General features: G+C 70.1%; 15 protein-coding genes. 6 read left to right on the top strand and 9 right to left on the bottom strand.

Annotation, left to right across the window (positions count from 1 at the left end):
• Positions 1-81 precede the first annotated feature (81 nt).
• Together ACTT8P_RS01330 and ACTT8P_RS01325 are read right to left on the bottom strand one after the other, a co-directional pair.
• The gene (locus ACTT8P_RS01330; RefSeq protein ID WP_442829592.1) at positions 82-1,134 is read right to left on the bottom strand and encodes a BMP family lipoprotein; all 1,053 of its coding nucleotides are present in this window, start codon (positions 1,132-1,134) and stop codon (positions 82-84) included.
• Positions 1,135-1,324: 190 nt separating this feature from the next.
• A complete protein-coding gene (locus tag ACTT8P_RS01325) occupies positions 1,325-2,380 on the bottom strand; it encodes a BMP family lipoprotein (protein ID WP_442829591.1) in 1,056 nt (351 codons plus the stop codon).
• A 261-nt stretch (positions 2,381-2,641) separates the two neighbouring features.
• Between ACTT8P_RS01325 and ACTT8P_RS01320 the strand changes: the two genes are divergently transcribed.
• The 6 genes from ACTT8P_RS01320 to tgmC all read left to right on the top strand — a co-directional run bounded on the left by ACTT8P_RS01320 (position 2,642) and on the right by tgmC (position 7,005).
• Positions 2,642-3,844: a helix-turn-helix domain-containing protein gene (locus tag ACTT8P_RS01320; protein WP_442829590.1), complete on the top strand. Its 1,203-nt coding sequence runs from the start codon at positions 2,642-2,644 to the stop codon at positions 3,842-3,844.
• Between the two features lie 112 nt (positions 3,845-3,956).
• A complete protein-coding gene (locus ACTT8P_RS01315) occupies positions 3,957-4,496 on the top strand; it encodes a hypothetical protein (RefSeq protein ID WP_442829589.1) in 540 nt (179 codons plus the stop codon).
• Between the two features lie 206 nt (positions 4,497-4,702).
• Positions 4,703-4,966 carry a putative ATP-grasp-modified RiPP gene (gene tgmA, locus ACTT8P_RS01310; RefSeq protein WP_442829588.1) on the top strand — a complete coding sequence of 88 codons (264 nt, stop codon included), beginning with the start codon at positions 4,703-4,705 and terminating at the stop codon, positions 4,964-4,966.
• Positions 4,966-5,586: an MvdC/MvdD family ATP grasp protein gene (locus tag ACTT8P_RS01305; protein ID WP_442829587.1), complete on the top strand. Its 621-nt coding sequence runs from the start codon at positions 4,966-4,968 to the stop codon at positions 5,584-5,586. Before tgmA ends, ACTT8P_RS01305 begins: the two co-directional genes overlap by 1 nt.
• Positions 5,546-5,881, top strand: a complete 336-nt coding sequence (locus ACTT8P_RS01300) for a hypothetical protein (protein WP_442829586.1) — start codon at positions 5,546-5,548, stop codon at positions 5,879-5,881. Before ACTT8P_RS01305 ends, ACTT8P_RS01300 begins: the two co-directional genes overlap by 41 nt.
• Complete coding sequence (gene tgmC / locus ACTT8P_RS01295; protein WP_442829585.1) at positions 5,878-7,005, top strand: ATP-grasp peptide maturase system methyltransferase; 1,128 nt, start codon at positions 5,878-5,880, stop codon at positions 7,003-7,005. The genes ACTT8P_RS01300 and tgmC overlap by 4 nt, the downstream gene beginning before the upstream one ends.
• A 65-nt stretch (positions 7,006-7,070) precedes the next feature.
• Here tgmC and ACTT8P_RS01290 read toward each other — a convergent pair whose 3' ends face one another.
• The 7 genes from ACTT8P_RS01290 to ACTT8P_RS01260 all read right to left on the bottom strand — a co-directional run bounded on the left by ACTT8P_RS01290 (position 7,071) and on the right by ACTT8P_RS01260 (position 15,336).
• Positions 7,071-8,306, bottom strand: coding sequence for a M20 family metallopeptidase (locus tag ACTT8P_RS01290; protein WP_442829607.1), 1,236 nt, complete (start codon positions 8,304-8,306; stop codon positions 7,071-7,073).
• A gap of 219 nt (positions 8,307-8,525) precedes the next feature.
• Entirely contained in the window at positions 8,526-9,845 is a 1,320-nt protein-coding gene (locus tag ACTT8P_RS01285; protein WP_442829584.1) for an MFS transporter, read from the bottom strand.
• 154 nt (positions 9,846-9,999) lie between these two features.
• A complete protein-coding gene (locus tag ACTT8P_RS01280) occupies positions 10,000-10,719 on the bottom strand; it encodes an ABC transporter ATP-binding protein (protein ID WP_442829583.1) in 720 nt (239 codons plus the stop codon).
• Positions 10,716-11,495, bottom strand: a complete 780-nt coding sequence (locus ACTT8P_RS01275; RefSeq protein ID WP_442829582.1) for an ABC transporter ATP-binding protein — start codon at positions 11,493-11,495, stop codon at positions 10,716-10,718. Before ACTT8P_RS01275 ends, ACTT8P_RS01280 begins: the two co-directional genes overlap by 4 nt.
• Complete coding sequence (locus ACTT8P_RS01270) at positions 11,492-13,111, bottom strand: branched-chain amino acid ABC transporter permease (protein WP_442829581.1); 1,620 nt, start codon at positions 13,109-13,111, stop codon at positions 11,492-11,494. The genes ACTT8P_RS01275 and ACTT8P_RS01270 overlap by 4 nt, the downstream gene beginning before the upstream one ends.
• A 21-nt stretch (positions 13,112-13,132) precedes the next feature.
• Positions 13,133-14,038, bottom strand: coding sequence for a branched-chain amino acid ABC transporter permease (locus ACTT8P_RS01265; protein ID WP_442829606.1), 906 nt, complete (start codon positions 14,036-14,038; stop codon positions 13,133-13,135).
• A gap of 56 nt (positions 14,039-14,094) precedes the next feature.
• Positions 14,095-15,336: a branched-chain amino acid ABC transporter substrate-binding protein gene (locus ACTT8P_RS01260; protein ID WP_442829580.1), complete on the bottom strand. Its 1,242-nt coding sequence runs from the start codon at positions 15,334-15,336 to the stop codon at positions 14,095-14,097.
• Positions 15,337-15,379 lie beyond the last annotated feature (43 nt).

Raw genomic sequence — 15,379 nt, 5'->3', positions numbered from 1 at the left:
GGCACGAGGAGGACGTCTCCTCGTGCCCCGCCGAGCGGCTGCGCGACCGCGGTGGTGGCACGGTGCGGGTGTTGCCGGAGGTCAGCTGCTCTTGACCTTGATGTCGCCGCTGATGATCTTTTCCTTGGCCGTGCTGATGGCTTCCTGGAGCTCGGTGTCGTCCGCGAACTCCGGGTTGGAGTCCGACAGGCTCACTTCACCGGTCTTCAGATCGCCCCGAACGATACCGGTCTCCGGCTTGCCGTCCTCGACCGACTGCGCCAGGTTGTAGACCGCCTTCGCCACGTCCTTCATCGCCGAGGTCAGGATCGAGTCCTTGTACTTGGCGAGGGCCTCCTGCGCGTACTGGTCGGAGTCGACGCCGATCGCCCACACCTTGTTCGCGGCGGCGGCCTCGATCACGCCCTGCCCGGAGAGACCGGCGGCGGCGTAGACGACGTCGGCGTTCTTCTCGATCTGCCCCTCGGCGGCGGTCTTGCCCTTGTCGGGGCTGGAGAAGCCGCCCTCCTCGGCGGTCTGCGTCAGGTACTGCGAGAGCACCTTCGCCTTGGGGTTGGTGGCCTTGACGCCCTGCTCGAAGCCGGCCTGGAACTTGTGGATCAGGGGCACGTCCACGCCGCCCACGAAGCCGACCACGTTGGTCTTGGTGCTCTTGGCGGCGGCGACACCGGCCAGGTAGGACGCCTGCTCCTCGGAGAAGACCAGGTCGGCGACGTTGTCCGCCTCGACCGTGGAGTCGTCCACGATGCCGAAAGTGACGTCGGGGTACTTCTCCGCGGCCCCCTTGAGGGCGGCGGCGTACGCGTAGCCGATGCCGATCACCGGGTTGTAGCCCTGCTTGGCCAGGGACTCCAGGCGCTGCTGCTTGTCGGCGTCGGTCTCACCGTCGGTGGGCTCGATGTCGGCCGTCTCGTACTTGAACTCCTTCTTCGCCTGCTCCAGGCCGGCGAAGGCCGCGTCGTTGAACGACTGGTCGCCCTTGCCGCCGACGTCGTACGCGATCGCGAGGCCCTTGTCGTCCTTCGCGTCCGAGGACGAGGAGGACGAGGTCGAGGTACCACCGCAGGCGGCGAGCGCGAGGGCCAGGGAGGCGGTCGCTGCGCCTGCGACCGTGATCCGGGAAATCCGGCGCATGTGTGGTGCTCCTGTCGTACAAGCGCCGGACGGGGTTCGGCTGCGGCGCTGGGTTCGCCGCAGATTAACGCGCGTAGACCTGCCTGAAAACCCCTTCTGTCCACCTTGTTATCGGGCCGTGCCCAACTCTTGCCGGGAGCAAACGCGAGGTGGCGTTCCGTGACGCCCGGCAAGGGTTGGACAGGGTTCTCTACGGCTCGGTCTGCACCTTGATGTCGCCGCTGATGATCTTTTCCTTGGCCGTGCTGACGGCATCTTCGAGGCCGGCCACCTCGGCGTACTTCGGGTTGCTCTCGGACAGGCCCACCCCGTCGGACTTCAGGTCGAAGGTCTTGGTACCGGTCAGCGGCTTGCCGTCCTCGACCGACTCGGCCAGCGCGAACACCGCCCCGTCGATGTCCTTGAGCGCGGACGTCAGGATCGAGTCCTTGTACTTGGCGAGGGCCTCCTGCGCGTACTGGTCGGAGTCGACGCCGATCGCCCACACCTTGTTGGCGGCGGCGGCCTCGATCACACCCTGCCCGGACAGCCCGGCCGCCTGGTACACCACGTCGGCCTTCTTCTCGATCTGGCCCTCGGCGGCGGCCTTGCCCTTGTCCGGGCTGGAGAAGCCGCCCTCCTCGGCGGTCTGCGTCAGGTACTGCGAGATCACCTTCACCTTGGGGTCGGTGTCGGCGACGCCCTGCTCGAAGCCGGCCTGGAACTTGTGGATCAGCGGTACGTCGACCCCGCCGACGAACCCGACGGTCTTCGTCTCGGTCGCCTTGGCGGCGGCGACCCCGGCCAGGTAGGACGCCTCGTTCTCGGCGAAGACGAGGGAGGCGACGTTGTCGCCCTCGACCACGGAGTCGACGATGCCGAAGGTGGTGTCCGGGTAGTCGGCGGCGACCTTCTGCATCGCCGTGCCGTAGGCGTAGCCGATGCCGATCACCGGGTTGTAGCCCTGCCGGGCCAGCGAGGCGAGCCGCTGCTCCTTGTCGGCGTCGGTCTCGCCGTCGGTGGGCTCGATGTCGGCGGTCTTGTAGCCGTACTCCTTCTTCGCCCGCTCCAGCCCCGCGTAGGCGGCGTCGTTGAAGGACTGGTCGCCCTTGCCGCCGACGTCGTAGGCGATGGCCAGGCCCAGGTCCTGCTTGGAGGCGCCGTCGTCGCCGCCGTCCTCGCTGCTGGTGCCTCCGCAGGCGGTGGCGGCGAGCGCGAGCGAGGCGACCCCTACCGCGGCGCTGGTCAGTCTCGGTATCCGACGCATATGAAGCTCCCCATATCTCCAACACCCCGCAGCGGGCGCCTGGTTCGGCGCACATTAACGCGCGTAGAAACTCCTGGGAACGGGGTTCCTCGGGGCCGTTATGCATTCGTGGCGGAGGGGGTTACGGGGTGGTGAACCAGGGGGTCGAAGGGGGCGGAAAGGGGCGTGGGGGGGGGGCGGGGTGAGGCAGCCGGACCGATACGCGATCCACACGTCCGACCGCAGGTACTGTGCTGTTGTCGAAGCAGAACAGGAGCTGGTATGCACGCTCTGCCCGAAGACCGCACCGGCGTGCGGATGAAGCGACTTCGCCGCGAACACCATCTCACACAACGAGCCGTTTCGGACCTTTCCGGCATTCCGTACAGCACGTACACGAAGACCGAGCAAGGCGTCATTCCGGCAACGCCCCACGTCATCGCTGCTTTCGCCCGAGCCGTACGGGTGGAGGTCGCCACCGTCGTCGGTCAGCCGTACGCCGAGGATCTGCGCAGCGACGCACTCGATGTGCTGATCATGCCGGTGCGTGAGGCACTCGACGTCTATGACCTCGGCGCCGATCCTGACATTCGGCCACGGCCGCTCCCGGAACTGCGCGACGAAGCCGAGGCACTGTGCGCCGCGGTGCGTGCGGGCGAGATCAAGCAGGTCGCGAGCAAGGTCGCCGGGCTCATCGAGGAAACAACGACAGCCGCTCACCAGAACGGCACGAGCGAGGGATGGCTGACGCTGGCCTCGCTCTACCGGACGGCGTACGACATCGCGGTCAAGCTGGGTTACCCGGATCTCGCCCAGCTCTCCCTCGCGCGGATGGACTGGGCCGCGCAGCGCGGCTCGGATGCCGTCCTCGGCGGCATGTACCAGTACCTGCGGGCACTCACCTACATCCGGGAGGGGAAGTACCGTACGGGACAGCGGCTCGTCGGTGTCGGGCTGTCGACGCTCCGGCAGGCCGACGCGACCCGTGAACGGGAGGTCGTCACGGGACAGCTTCATCTCGGCGCGGCGGTCATGTCCGGCCGCGCGCACGACGAGGCTCAGGCTCTCACGCACCTCAGCGAGGCCGAACGGATCGCGGCGACGACCGGGGAGGCCGTCAAGGTCCACTGGCTCACCTTCGGCCCGACGAACGTCAAGGTGCATCGCGTGTCGGTGCTCGCCGAACTCGACCAATACGGCGAGGCCGTCGAGGCGACGACGGGTCTGAACGTTCCGGCGGACTGGCCGAAGTCTCGGACGAGCCACCACTACGCCGAGGTGGCACGGGCGCAGCTGTGGACCGGCAGGATCGACGAATCGTTCAGGAGTCTGGTCATGGCTCGCAAGTCGGCTCCACAGCAGGCGAAATACCACCCGACGGTCCGGGAGACATACGCCGGACTGGAGGCGGCATACCGACGCCTGCCCGAGTCATTCCTGTCGTTCGGTTCGTGGCTGAGCGGCGCCCCCACGCCTGACGAGTGACGCGCAGTCACGCCCTCGCCCCAACTATCAACCATTCATGGTAGTTGGGGCTCTTCCATGTCGCCACCATCGTCTGACTGGCCTTTGCCATGGAACCGATGAGGAGCGTGACATGAACCTGGATCGCAGGGACCGGGACCGTCGGGAGAATGCGGAACAATGGCTGCTGCGGGCGGCACCAGACGTGCGCGTGGCACTCGACGAGTGGACACGCGGCGTGGCGGTACTCGTCGCCGGGCGTTCCTGGGACGCCGTCCGCGTGCCCTACGCGCTGCTCGACCCGGCATTTCACCGTGCCACCGAACCGAGCACCCTGCGTGCCTGGATCACGCAACAGCACCTGGTCGGTCCCTCCTTCTGCGACCCGTACCGCCCCTTCGCCTACTTCCTCGTACCACCAGGCACTGACAGGGAGTGGCCGCGCGGCACGTTCGCAGTGGCAGCGGGCTTGGAGTGCCTCGGCGGCACCGAGCCGTACGTCCGTCACGTCGGCGTGCCGCGCACGGACCGAACCGCGCCACCGGGTCTGTTCTGGCTCATGCCTCCTGACAGCGTCGGCTCCAGGTATGTGGACGCCCGGCATCTGATCTCGGTGCTGCGCGCCCGACAGCAGGAGGAGCCGGTCGAACTCGTGCAAGGGCGCCATCTGTGAACGTGTGCTTCGTCGTCCGCCGTGATCGGGGGCACCTTTGCGCCGTCCTCGGGTCAGCCCTGTTGGTCGTCATGCTCATCGGCACAGATGTGCTGCTCGCCGTCGGAATCACGTACACGCTTTTTGGCTGCGCGCACCAGTCGTCGGCTTGAGCGTCCGTATGCGGATCGGACAGTGCCATGAAAGTCCTGGAGAGAGGGAGTCCCGTGGAAGACACCATGCAGCCCGCCGCACTCGCCCCTTGGGGAATTGGTCGTATGCGGCCCTTCCCCCGGAGTGAAATCCTGCCCGCCGCTCACCTGAGCCTCGACGCCGAGACACAACTGCCGGTGTGGACGGACGCGAGTGGCGTTCCCGTGCCGGCGCTGGAAAGGCACAAGCGGTCGGAGACATCGAAGGAAACGACGACGAGGACCAGTCTCGACGGGGAACCTGACGAGGGCAGTGACCAGCAGGGAGACAGCGACTGATGCCTGTGGGTGGAACACCCGTCCTCGTCGTCACACGTCTGGACGATGCGACCGCCGACGTCGTGATCAGCGAACTCAACCGGCGCCGGATGCCCGTCGTGCGTTTCGACCCGGGAGCCTTCCCGACGAAGGCCATCCTGAGTGCGGCTTGCGACGGCACAGGCACCACCGGAACCCTGGCCACCGAAACGCGCACTGTCGATCTCGACGACGTCCGATCGGTCTACTGGCGGCGGCCCACCCCCTACAGCGCCGATCTGGCCATGACCGGGCAGGCCGCCCGCTGGGCGGTGGAGGAGTCGCGAGCAGGCTGCGGCGGGGTTCTGGCCGCGCTGCCCGGCGCCCACTACGTGAATCACCCGTGGCGCAACCGGGACGCCGAGCACAAGCCAGCGCAACTCGCGACGGCCGCTCGCTGTGGCTTGAACGTCCCTTCGACACTCATCACCAACGACCCGGACCGCGCCCGTGACTTCGCAGAGGCGCACCAACCGGTTCTGTACAAGCCGCTACGCCAAACCGAATACGCTGACGCCGACGGGCGAGCGCTGACCGTATGGGTCGAGGACGTCGCCCCGGGTGTCCAAGGCTGCCGACATCCGGCTGACCGTGGTCGGTGAGCGGATGTTCGCGATCCGGATCGACGGCTCGCCCGGTGTCGACTGGCGGCGTCACTACGACCGGCTCACGTACACCAGGATCGACGTGCCGCCCGAGGTCGCCAAGGGAGTGCGTACCTACCTCGATTCCTACGGCCTCGTCTTCGGCGCCTTCGACTTCGGTCTCGGACTCGACGGCGCGTGGCACTGGTACGAATGCAATCCGAATGGCCAGTGGGCCTGGTTCCCGGACCGCATCACAGCCCCGATCACCGCTGCCCTCGCCGATCAGCTCCAGCATGGAGGCACCGCATGACCGCCGCTGACCGACTACGCAACGCCCTCGCCGCATCCGTCCCCGTCGAGCACCCGGCCTGGCGTGCCGCGCTGGCCTCCGTCCCCCGCGAGGTCTTCCTCGGTGACTGCGTGTTCCGGCCGTCCTCCGGGCTGTGGGAGCCCGTGTGCCGTCCGGCGGTCGGTGACGACGAGTGGCTGCGACTGGTGTACGCGGACCGGACCTGGGTGACGCAGGTGGACGGTGTCGACGCGGCGGACGCGCCTGGTGTGCTGTCCGGGCGCCCCACCTCGTCCAGCACCCTGCCGTCGCTCGTCGTCCGCATGTTTGACCTGGCCGGGATCGGCGGGGGCGACCGGGTGCTGGAGATCGGCACCGGTACGGGGTACTCGACGGCCCTGCTCTGTCAGGTTCTGGGAGCGGAGAACGTGTACTCGGTCGAGTACGACGCCCGGCTCGCGGCAGTCGCCGCCGACCGGCTTCGCGCCGCCGGATACTCACCGGTCCTGCTCGTCGGCGACGGGCTCGCTGGTCACCAGGACGGCGCCGAGTACGACGCCGTCGTGGCCACCTGCGCGGTCCGGTACGTGCCGTCCGCCTGGCTGCGTCAGGTCCGGGCCGGGGGTGGCATCACGGTCTGCTTGAGCGGATGGATGCTCGCCTCCGGGCTGGTCCGGCTCACCGTGCACGACGACGGCACCGCGTCCGGGCGGTTCGCCGGTGACCGCGTCGGGTACATGCTCGCGCGTCCGCACGAGCGACCGCCGCGCCCCGCCGCCTTCCAGCAGCAGCCGGGGCACGTGCGGCCCACCCGGCTGGACCCCGGCCTGGTCGACGACTGGACCGGCGCGTTCGTCGCCCAGCTCGCCGCGCCCTCCGCCGAACTCATGAAGAGCGGTGACGGCGTGATCCTCGTCGATGTGGCGACCGGCTCGCAGGCGTGGACCCGTCCGGAGGGACAGGGCTGGGTCGTGCACCAGCACGGCCCGCTGCGGCTGTGGGACGCCGTCGAGGACGGCCTCGCGGCGTGGCGGGCGGCGGGGGCGCCGTCGCAGGCCGGCTTCGGCCTGACCGTGCGCGACGACGGCACCCAGCGGGTCTGGATCGGTGAGCCGGGTGGGGTGGGCTGGGAGCTGCCGGTCTGATCGAAGGGTGTCCCGGAAATGGATGACACTTCGGGCCGAAGTGTCATCCATTTCCGAAAGCAGGGTCAGACGCCCGCGTCGATCAGCGCCGCCGCGGTGAACAGTTCCACGCCCACCGTGATGGCGTACTCGTCCACGTCGAAGTCGCCCTGGTGCAGGTCGCGCACCGCGCGTTCGCCGGGCGGGCGGACGCCGAGCCGGGCCATGGCGCCGGGGACGTGCTCCAGGTACCAGGAGAAGTCCTCGCCGCCCAGGCTCTGCTCGGTGGACTCCACGGAGTCGGCGCCGCGCCGGGCGATCATCGCGGTCTGGAGGAGTTCGACGCTGGTCACCTCGTTGACCACGGGCGGGACGCCCCGTACGTAGGTGATCTCGGACTTGGCGCGGTGCAGGTTGGCGATCTCGTCGATGGCCGCGACCACCAGGTCGGGGGCCTGGTGCCAGGCGTCCAGGTCCAGGCAGCGCACGGTGCCGGACAGCTCGGCGTGCTGCGGGATGACATTGGCGGCGTGGCCGGACTCGATCCGGCCCCAGGTCAGGGAGAGGCCGCCGCGGCTGTCGACCCGCCGGGCGAGCAGCGCGGGGGCGTCGACGGCGACCCGGGCGGCGGCGGTGACCAGGTCGGTGGTGAGGTGCGGCCGGGCGGTGTGGCCGCCGGGGCCGTCCAGGGCGATCTCCAGCCGGTCGCAGGCGGAGGTGATGGGGCCCTCGCGCAGCCCGATCCGGCCGGCGTCCACCCGGGGGTCGCAGTGCACGGCGAGGATGCGGTGCACGCCGTCCAGCGCCCCGGCCTCCACCACGTCCTCGGCGCCGCCGGGCAGCACCTCCTCGGCGGGCTGGAAGATCAGCCGCACCGGGCGCGGCAGCAGCCGCCGCTCGTGCAGCGCGGCGAGCACCAGGCCGGTGCCCAGCACGACGGTGGTGTGCACGTCGTGGCCGCAGGCGTGGGCCCGGTCCGGCACGGTCGAGCGGTACGCGCAGCCGCTCTTGACGTCCGGGATGGGCAGGGCGTCGATGTCGGCGCGCAGGGCGAGCCGGCCCGGGGCCGCGGCGGCCGGACCCGAAAGCTCCGGGCCGATGTCACAGATGAGGCCGGTGCCGGCCGGCAGGACCCGGGGCGCCAGCCCCGCGCGTTCGAGCCGTTCCTTGATCGCGGCGGTGGTGCGGAACTCCTGGTTGCCCAGCTCCGGGTGCATGTGCAGGTCGCGGCGGAAGGCGATCAGTTCCGCCCGCAGCGCCTCGGGCAGAGTGCCGGGAAGCACCGCTTCCCCAGGGGCGCCGGCTTCGGACTCCAGTGACATCAGTTGCTTCACCCTCTGAAGGGTAGGACGCCCGGGCGGCCAACTGACCCGTCATCAACAAAACTTCAGCCCGTTAGGGGAAGAAAATGTGGCCGCCGGACGCATACGCGTCGGCATGGGTGGGTAAACCTACTCGATTGCCGACCGAGCGGGCCTGCCCACCCATTCCTCACGGCTACCACGCTGCACGCCTTCTACGCGTCCAGGCGGCGGGGGCGGTCAGATACGGTCCAGGTCCCGTTCCCTGGTCTCGGGCAGCGCGAGCACGCACACCAGGGACAGCAGCGCCATCGCGCTCATGAACCAGCCGCCGGCCGACGGGCTGTAGTTCTCGGCGAGGGCGGTGACGACCAGCGGGGCCACCGCGCCGCCCAGGACGCCGCCGAGGTTGTAGGAGAAACCGGCGCCCGAGTACCGCATCCGGGTGCTGAACAGCTCCGGCAGGTACGCGCCGGCGGGTCCGTAGATGATGCCCATGCAGAGCAGCGCGCCGCTGAGCGCGACGGCGATCAGGACGTTGTTCTCCGTGTCGAGCAGGGGGAAGAGGACGGCGCCCCACACCACGCCGAACGCGGCGCCGGCGATGATCAGCTTGCGCCGGCCGATGACGTCGGACCAGCGGGCCACGAAGTACGTGGAGAGCCCGAGCACCGCGACCGCCACCAGGGTCAGCGCCAGCATGGTGTTCTTCGGGATGCCGAGGGTGTCGGTGGTGTAGGTCATGCAGTACGTCGCGGCCGTGTAGAACATGACGTAGACGACCGTGATCATGCCGGCGCCGAGCAGCATCTCTCTGGGGTGCCGGCGGAACGCCTCCAGGAGCGGGGCCTTGGCCTCCTCCTTCTGCTGCTGCACCTTGGCGAAGGACGGCGACTCGGCGATCTTCAGGCGGACCACCAGGCCGACCGCGACCAGTGCGAAGGAGAGCAGGAACGGTATCCGCCAGCCCCAGCTCTCGAAGGCGTCGTCGGGCAGCCAGGCGGACATCGCCAGGAAGGTGAGGGTGGCGAAGAAGTACCCGACGGGCGAGCCCATCTGGGGGGCCGCCGCGTACAGGCCGCGCTTGTGCTTCGGGGCGTGTTCGACGGCCAGCAGGGCCGCGCCGCCCCACTCGCCGCCGAGGCCGAGGCCCTGGATCAGGCGCAGCAGCACCAGCAGCACGGGGGCGAGCAGGCCGAGGGTGTCGTAGCCGGGGAGCAGGCCGATCAGGCCGCTGGACAGGCCCATCATCAGCAGCGAGACGACCAGGACGGCCTTGCGGCCGACGCGGTCCCCGTAGTGGCCGAAGACCGCGGCGCCCAGCGGCCGGGCCGCGAAGCCGACCGCGAAGGTGGAGAGGGTGGCGAGGGTGCCGGCCGTCTTGGACAGCTCCGGGAAGAACACCTCGTTGAGGACGAGCGCGGAGGCGGTGCCGTAGATGTAGTAGTCGTAGAACTCGATGGCCGTGCCGATGAAACTCGCCGTGGCGATGCGGCGCATGCCGCCGGGTGTCCCGGCGGTGGTGGCCTCGCCGGCCGTGGTCGGTGCGGTGGTACTCATGCCTGTCTCTCACTCCCGGGAACATGCTGGGGCGAACGTGGGGTGAACGCTAAGGCGCGGGCGGGAGCCCGGTTCCCGTGCGCGCGGACAGAGATCGGGGGGCCGCGCTGTCCGGCCGGCCAAAGACACGCGGCCCCCGGTGACACGTGCGGCGTCAGTCCTCGCCGAGGTACGCCTTGCGGACGCTCTCGTCGTGCAGGAGTTCGGTGCCGGTGCCGGACAGGACGATCCGGCCGGTCTCCATGACGTGGCCGTGGTCGGCGAGGGCGAGGGCGGCGCGGGCGTTCTGCTCGACCAGCAGGATGGTGGTGCCGGTGGCCTTCAGCTCGGCGACCGTCGCCATGATCTTCTTCATCATGAGCGGGGAGAGTCCCATCGAGGGCTCGTCCAGCATCAGCAGCCGGGGGCGGCACATCAGGGCCCGGCCCATCGCGAGCATCTGCTGTTCGCCGCCGGACAGGGTGCCGGCCGCCTGGGCGCGGCGTTCGCGGAGCCGGTCGAAGAGCACGTAGACGCGCTCCAGGTCGTCGGCGATGTCCGGCGCCTTGCCCCGCAGGTAGGCGCCGAGCAGCAGGTTCTCCTCGACGGTGAGCCGGGGGAAGATGTGCCGGCCCTCGGGCGAGTGGGCCAGGCCGAGGGCGACGACGCGGTGCGCGGGTACGCCGGTCAGCTCCCGGCCGGCGAACCGGACCCGGCCGGCCGCGGGCGGGAGCAGTCCGCTGAGGGTGTGCAGGGTGGTGGTCTTGCCCGCGCCGTTGGCGCCGATGAGGGTCACGACCTGCCCCTCCCGCACGGTGAAGGAGACGCCCTTGACCGCCTCGACCTTTCCGTAGGCGACCCGCAGGTCCTCGACTTCCAGCAGGGCGGCGCTCACGCGGTCGTCTCCTTCTCGTCCGGCGCGCCGAGGTAGGCCGCCACCACCCGCTCGTCGGCCTGTACGTCGGCGGGGGCGCCCTCGGTGAGCTTGGCGCCCTGCACGAGGACGGCGACCCGGTCGCAGAGGTTCATGATGAAGCGCATGTCGTGCTCGATGACCAGGACGGCGGTGCCCCGCTCCCGGACGGCGCGCACCAGGGCCTCGGTCTCCCTGCTCTCGCGCTGGTTCATGCCGGCCGTCGGCTCGTCCAGGAGCAGCAGTCCCGGTTCGCCGGCCAGGGCGCGGGCGATCTCCAGGCGGCGCTGGGCGCCGTAGGACAGGTTGCGGGCCAGGTGGCGGGCCTCGGTGTCCAGGCCGACGAAGGCGAGGAGTTCGTGGGCGCGTTCTTGGGACTCGCGTTCCTCGCGGCGGTAGCGGGGGCCGTGGCCGAGGGCGGCGAGGAAGCCGGCCCGGGTGCGGGTGTGGCGGCCGACGACGACGTTCTCCAGGGCGGTCATGTTGGCGAAGAGGCGGATGTTCTGGAAGGTGCGGGCGATTCCGGCGCGGGTGACCTTCGCCGGGCGGGGCGGCAGCGGGGTGCCGTGGAGGAGGACCTCGCCGCCGGTGGGGACGTACAGGCCGGTGAGGCAGTTGAAGAAGGTGGTCTTGCCGGCGCCGTTGGGGCCGATCAGGCCGACGATCTCGGGCGCGCCGACGGTGAGGTCGACGCCGTCGACGGCGGTGAGGCCGCCGAACCGCATGGTGACGCCGTGGGCCTGGAGTACGGGGGTCATGTGGTCCTCACCTCGTGGAACTCCAACTGGTGCGTGCGGTCGGGGACGAGTCCCTCGGGGCGGAACCGCATCATGAGGATCAGCGCCAGGCCGAACAGCAGCATCTGGTACTGGCTGAAGAACTCGAACTTGGCCGGGATCAGGTACAGCAGCGCCGCGCCGACCAGGGGTCCGGAGACGGTGCCCATGCCGCCGAGCACGACGGCGGCGAGCAGGAACGCGGAGTTGGGCGGGGCGGTGTCGGCGAACTTGTAGTTCTCGGGCACGGCGTTGGTCTGGAGGTGGGCCATCACCGTGCCGGCCAGGCCGGCCAGGGCGGCGCCGAGGGCGAAGGCGAGCAGTTTGAAGCGGAAGCCCTCGATGCCCATCGCGGTGGCCGCCGTCTCGTCCTCGCGCAGGGCGATCCAGGCCCGGCCGATCCGCGAGTCGCCGATCCGGGCGTAGACGAAGACGACGAGGGCGACGACCGACAGGAGCAGCAGGTAGTAGGTGCCGAACCGGCCGAACCCGACGCCGAGGAGGGTGTGCGGCCGGCCGAAGTCGAAGCCGAACAGCTCCAGGTCCGGGATGGAGTTGATGCCGTTGGGGCCGTTGGTCAGGAGTGGTCCCGAGGTGCCGTCGAGGTTGTTGACGGTGATCCGGAAGATCTCGCCGAAGCCGAGGGTGACGATGGCGAGGTAGTCGCCGTGCAGCCGCAGGGTGGGCGCGCCGATGACCAGGCCGGCCACCAGGGAGACGGCCATGCCGAGCAGGGCGACCGCCCAGAACGGCCACGGCTCGGTGTCGAAGGTGGAGAAGGTGGAGCCGGAGACGAGGGCGGCGGTGTACGCGCCGGTGCCGAGGAAGGCGACGTAGCCGAGGTCGAGGAGGCCCACCAGGCCGACGACGATGTTCAGGCCGAGCGCGACGGTGGCGAAGACCAGGATGTTGTCGGCGATCGCGGTGTACTGGTCGCCGGTCTGGGTGAACGGGAAGACCAGCGCGGCGGCGAACGCGGCGACCGCGACGGCGGTGCGGTGGCGGGCGTTCATCGCGCTGACCCGGCGGGTCACGCCGCCGGCCGCGAGAGCGCGGGCGCCGAACCCGGCGGCGGGCAGGAAGGCCAGGAAGTCCTGGGCGGACTCGGTGGTGATGCCGTACGCCAGGACGAACATGGCGCCGAGGAACACGGCGGTGATGACGGCGACTTCGAGCGGGCGGGGCAGCGGCCGGGGCGGCGGCGGGTCGGTGGCGGGGGTGTCGTCGGGCAGGGCGTGGGCGCCGGCGGCGAGGAGCAGTACGGCGCCGGCGGCCAGCCAGCCGCCCGGCTCCAGGTGGACCACGCCGCCGAGTTCGACGCAGATCGCGACGACGGTGACGAGGGTCGCGGTGAGCGCGGCCAGAGCGGCGGCGCGCAAGGCGCGGACCACTGGCTTCCCGCGCGGCAGGGCGACGGTGAACAGGGCCGCGAGCAGACCGCAGGCCAGCGTGACGACCTGGCTGCCGCCCGGGTAGCCGTAGAGGGTGAGGTTGCCGGGGTAGGCGGAGGTCCAGGTCCAGGGCAGGAACGGGGCGGCGACGGTGAGGGCGGTGCCGAGGACGGTGAGGGCGCGGGCGGCGGGAAGCGGAAGTCTCATGGTGGTCGTGGTCCTCCTCAGTCAGGCCCGGTCCGGGACGCGTTCGCCGAGCAGGCCCTGGGGTCGTACCAGCAGCACCACGATGAGGATCACGAAGGCCCATACGTCCTTCCAGACCGAGCCGCCGAACATGTGCAGGGCGGGCAGGTGCGGCAGCGCGCCGGCGGCGAGGGACTCGGCGACGCCGAGGACGACACCGCCGAGCATGGCGCCCTGGATGTTGCCGATGCCGCCGAGGACGGCGGCGGTGAAGCCCTTGAGGCCGGCGATGAACCCCATGTTGTAGGAGACGGTGCCGAGTCTGAGGCCCTGGGTGACGCAGGCGACGGCGGCGAGGACCGCGCCGAGGGCGAAGGCGATGACGATGATCCGGTCGGTGTCGATGCCCATCAGCCGGGCGGTCTTCGGGTCCTGCGCGGTGGCCTGCATGGCCCGGCCGGTACGGGTGCGCTTGACGAAGTACGTCAGGCCCAGCATCGCGGCGGCGGCGATGACGACGGTCAGGACCGCGGCCCACGAGACGGTGACCGGGCCGAGGCGCAGGGGTTTGCCGGGCAGCTGCGGGAAGGGGACGGGGGCGGTGACGCCCAGGGAACGGCCGGGCAGGGTGAAGAAGTTGAAGACGACCTGCTGGAGGAAGAGGGACAGGCCGATCGCGGTGATCAGCGGGGCGAGCCGGGGGGCGCCGCGCAGCGGCCGGTAGGCGAACCGTTCGGCGCCCACCGCGGCGGCGACGGAGACCAGCACGGCGACGACCAGCAGCACCGGCAGCGCCGCCCACAGGGAGATGTCCCGCAGGGCCGGCACCCAGGCGTAGGCGAACAGGGCGCCGAAGCCGCCGAGCATGAAGATCTCGCCGTGCGCGAAGTTGATGATCTGGAGGATGCCGTAGACCATCGTGTAGCCCACGGCGATCAGGCCGTACATGGTGCCGAGGACGAGGCCGTCCGTGAGCAGTTGCAGGAATGCGGTGAGAGTCACGGTCAGTCCTTGACGGTGACGACGTCGATGCCGTTGACCCACTTGCCGTCGCGCACGCCGTTGACGCTGATCACCTGGTTGACGCTGTCGCCGTACTCGTCGAAGCCGATCCGGCCGGTGGCGCCCTCGAAGCCGACGTCTCCCATGGCCGCGACGACCTCCGGGCGCAGTTCGGTGATGTCGCCGGCCTTGCCGTCGTTCGCCGCGACGGCGGCCTTCACGGCCTGGACGAGGGCGGTGGTGGCGTCGTACACGTAGGCGCCGAAGACGCCGTAGGGCTGCTGGTATCCGGCGGCCTCGTAGTCGGCGATGAAGGTCTTGGCGGAGTCCAGCTTGTCGATGGGGGCGCCGTCGGAGTGGGCGTAGGTGCCCTCGGCGGCCTCGGTGCCGGCGAGGGCGACCAGTTCGTCGTCCTTGAGGGCGTCGCCACCGCCCATCGGCCCGTCGAAGCCGGCGGCGACGAGCTGCTTCTTCAGGGAGCCGGCCTGCGGGTACTCGCCGCCGTAGAAGACGCCCTGCGCGCCGGAGGACTTCACGCTGCCCACGACGGCCGCGTAGTCGGACTCGTCGGGGTTGAGCGACTGGTGGCCGACGACCTTTCCGCCGAGCTTCTGGTAGGCGTCGGTGAAGTTGTCGACGATGCCGACGCCGTAGGTCTTCTTGTCGTCGACGGTGGCCAGCTTCCTGATCTTCAGGTCGTTGAAGAAGTACTCCGCCATGACGGGCGCGGCGACGGCGTCGGTGCTGATGGTGCGGAAGTAGTTGTCGTACTCGCGCTTCGGGGCCGTCTCGTAGTCGGCGCCCCGGGTGAGGGTGGCGGCGGTGTTGGCGCCGGAGACCTGGACCATCCGCGCGTCGCGCAGGGTGGAGACCATGGCGGCGGAGACGGAGGAGTTGTAGGCGCCGACCACGCCGATCACGCTGTCGTCGGCGACGAAGGCGGCCGCGTTCTGCTGGCCGATGTTGGGCGTGGCCTGGTCGTCCTTGGCGACGAGCTTGAAGGTGACGCCCTCGACGGTCCGGTCCGCGTTGGCCTTCTTGACGGCGAGTTCGGCGGAGTTCTTCATGCCAAGGCCGACGGCGGCGAGGTCTTTGGACAGCGGGGCGTCGAAGCCGATGGTGACGGTGGTGGTGCCGCTCTCCTGGGCCGTGTCCCCCTCCTCGCGGGAGCCGCAGCCGCTGAGCAGCAGGGCGGCCGCGAGCGCGGTGGCGGTGGTGGTGCCGAAGACATGGAAGTGACGCACAGGTTCCTCCCCAGACGGATCCGCAGTGGCTGCAACCTAGATC

The sequence above is a fragment of the Streptomyces sp. JW3 genome, from assembly GCF_052216785.1.
GTDB lineage: Bacteria > Actinomycetota > Actinomycetes > Streptomycetales > Streptomycetaceae > Streptomyces.
This window is presented reverse-complemented; position numbering and strand designations above follow the sequence as displayed.